Source organism: Teichococcus vastitatis (assembly GCF_003604215.1).
GTDB classification, from domain to species: domain Bacteria; phylum Pseudomonadota; class Alphaproteobacteria; order Acetobacterales; family Acetobacteraceae; genus Pseudoroseomonas; species Pseudoroseomonas vastitatis.
Window position 1 is genome coordinate 1 of the sequence record NZ_QXGS01000117.1, and the last position, 2,506, is coordinate 2,506.

The 2,506-nt window shown below is 70.8% G+C and carries 3 protein-coding genes; all 3 read right to left on the reverse strand.

Annotation, left to right across the window (positions count from 1 at the left end; genetic code table 11):
* Positions 1 to 1,040, reverse strand: a 1,040-nt coding sequence (locus tag D2K64_RS23305) for a YsnF/AvaK domain-containing protein (RefSeq protein ID WP_120010785.1), incomplete at its 3' end; no start/stop codon positions are given.
* Positions 1,037 to 1,513, reverse strand: coding sequence for a YsnF/AvaK domain-containing protein (locus D2K64_RS23310; RefSeq protein ID WP_202910812.1), 477 nt, complete (start codon positions 1,511 to 1,513; stop codon positions 1,037 to 1,039). The genes D2K64_RS23310 and D2K64_RS23305, both read right to left, overlap by 4 nt.
* A complete protein-coding gene (locus tag D2K64_RS23315) occupies positions 1,503 to 2,456 on the reverse strand; it encodes a tellurite resistance TerB family protein (RefSeq protein WP_238384396.1) in 954 nt (317 codons plus the stop codon). Before D2K64_RS23315 ends, D2K64_RS23310 begins: the two co-directional genes overlap by 11 nt.
* Between the last annotated feature and the right edge of the window lie 50 nt (positions 2,457 to 2,506).

A 2,506-nucleotide genomic window follows, 5' to 3' on the forward strand; every position in this document is an offset into this window, starting at 1 on the left:
CCCTTATTGGGGTTTGTTCCGCTGATGTTGGTGCCCAGTGTTTGGTCGGCGGTGCGGCTGGCGACGGTGCCGGGCGGGTTGCTCGACGAGGTGCCGCTGACCCCTGTCGCTGCCGTGCTGCGCGGCTGGCCGGTGGCGTCGTCGACCTCCACCTCGGTGTGCCGCACCGTGTCCTGCACCGTCTCGACCCGCTCGGTGCTGCCCTTCTGGATGACCAGCTCCTCCGTCACGCGGGCTTCCTTGGCCACTACGGCTTCCTCATCCGTCTCCACCGCCTCGATGGTCCGCTCCTCAAACAGTCGGTCCGCGTCCGTCACCGGGCGGTCCACCGCGCGGCGGTGCACGTCCACATGCTCGTCCCGCAGCGTCACCTGCTCGGTGACCGGCGTCTCGACCACGTAGGAGCGCACCCGCACCCGGCCCCGCTCCACGTCGCGCTTGCCGACGCGAAGCTGCTCCTCCACCACCGGGATCACGTCTTCCCGGCCGGCAGAGCCAATGCCGGTCTGCGCGGCGCCGTGGCCGACGGTTCCGCCGGTGCTGCTGCCCGTGCCCGTGCCGCTCGCGGCATAAGTGCCGCTGGTGGGCGCCATGCCGATCCCGACCTCGTCGGAATAGCCGCCGGCCGTGCCGCTGGTCGCGCCGGTGGCCACGCCCGTGGTGGCACCGGGCTGATAGCCGGTCCAGCCCGACTGGCGCCACTCGGCTTCCTGCGCGTCGAGATCCACCGCGCCCTGGTGTTCCAGGATGTTCATCGCCTCATCATGGGTGCTGTCGTCCACGTTCACCGACACCACGGTGCCGCCGCGGCGAATGCCCTCCGCATAGGCGTAGCGGTCCTCATCCGGCACAAAGAGCTCCTTGAGGGATGCCCACAGGCCGCCCTCGCTCCCTGTGGTGCCCGTGCTGGCCGAGGAGGCCGCGTCAGCCGCATGAACGGTGATCTGGCCCTGGCTGATGCCGACCTGCTGGACCAGCTGGTTGACGGCCGCATCGGCCGCGGCGCGGTCGGTGAACATGGCGGTGATGGTATGCGTCATGGTTCCTGTCCTCTTGTTTGATTGGCGAGCCGTGGTCCGGGATCCGCGGGGGCGTCTCCCTCCGGCTGCAGCCTTTCCACCCTGGCGTGTTGCACCCGCCTTTCGACGGCCTGCTCCACGACGGTCTCGCTGTCGATGAAGCGCAGGTGGATCTCTTCCTTCAGCACCAGGCGCTTCTCGATCACGAGGATCTCCTCCACCACGGGAACGATGAGCACATCGCCTTCCTGACGGGTCTGCGGCGCCTGCGCCACCTCATGGCCGAACGGAACGCGCTCGACCTCGGCATGCCGGCCGCGCAGCGTCTCGCGCACCGCTTCCTCCACCGTGTCGGTGGTCAGCGCGATCCGGACGCGGCCGCTCTCCACCTGGCGCCTGGTGATGACCAGCCGCTCCTCGACGAGGGGCAGAACCTCCTCGGCGCGCGGCGCGTCATCCCGCCGGTGATCCGGCGCGCCGGGTTCAGGCAACACGCCCGCTCCCCAGCGCCACAACAGGGCGGGTGCCGCGGCGCGCGCCGAGAATGGCGGCGATGGCCCCCAGCAGCATGATGCCGAAGATCGCGAAGCTGGCGGTCGCGGCACCCGTGGCCGCGGCGTCGGCCGCGTTGCGGGCGGTCTCCTCCGCCTGGCGGGCCGCCTCGGTGGCCTGCTGCTCGGCTTCCTGCACGCGCTGCTGCGCTTCCTGCGGGTTCAGGTTGTATTCGGCGGCCACCAGGCGGTTCAGCCGCTCGCGGTCCTGCGGCGACAACTCGCCATCGGTGACGCGGCGCGTCACCAGCGTGCCCATCTCGGCCCGGCGCTGGTCGCTGTTCATCGCCGCCGGATCGCGGCCGGCACCGTCCAGCGCACCCTGCACCCGGTTGATCAGCCCCTGCGCCGTTGATTGCAGCGTGCCGGTGTCGGTGCGGTTCGCGGCCTGCTCGCCAACCGCCGACACCGCCGATCCGGCCCCCTGGGCGACGCTGCCGACCAGGCTGGAGGCGCCGCTCACCGCGGTGGAGGTCACGCCCGCCACCAGGTTGCCGAGCAGCACGGCCGAGATCAGGAACGTGGTGCCCCATACCGCCAGCCCGTGCAGCGTGCCGTCGGTGTTGTCCGCCGTGCCGGACAGCCGGGCAGCGACGTAGCCGCCCACCGCCAGCCCGATCAGGTTGGAGATCAGCACCCAGACGGCCGCGCCGATGCCGAAGCTCGACGCCGCCGGCGTGTCGCGCGCCGCGGCATCCACCGCCGTGGCACCGATCCCCGCGCCCAGCGCGTTCAGCATCAGCCCGATCGTCACCGCAACAATGGCGCCGGCGATCACCGCACCCCAGGACATGCGAGACCGCAGCGACGGCGCACCCTCGGGCAACACCACCGCGCCGGACCGGCCATTCTCGCGCGGCCCCGCCGAAGAACCTTGATTGATCATGCTGCTTCTTCCTCGATCATGCTGGCCAGCCAGCAGTCATTATCGAATGC

Bases quoted from the DNA above. Each gene is read 5' to 3' on its own strand.
- D2K64_RS23315 (WP_238384396.1), bottom strand. From the start codon at position 2,456: ATGATCAATCAAGGTTCTTCGGCGGGGCCGCGCGAGAATGGCCGGTCC.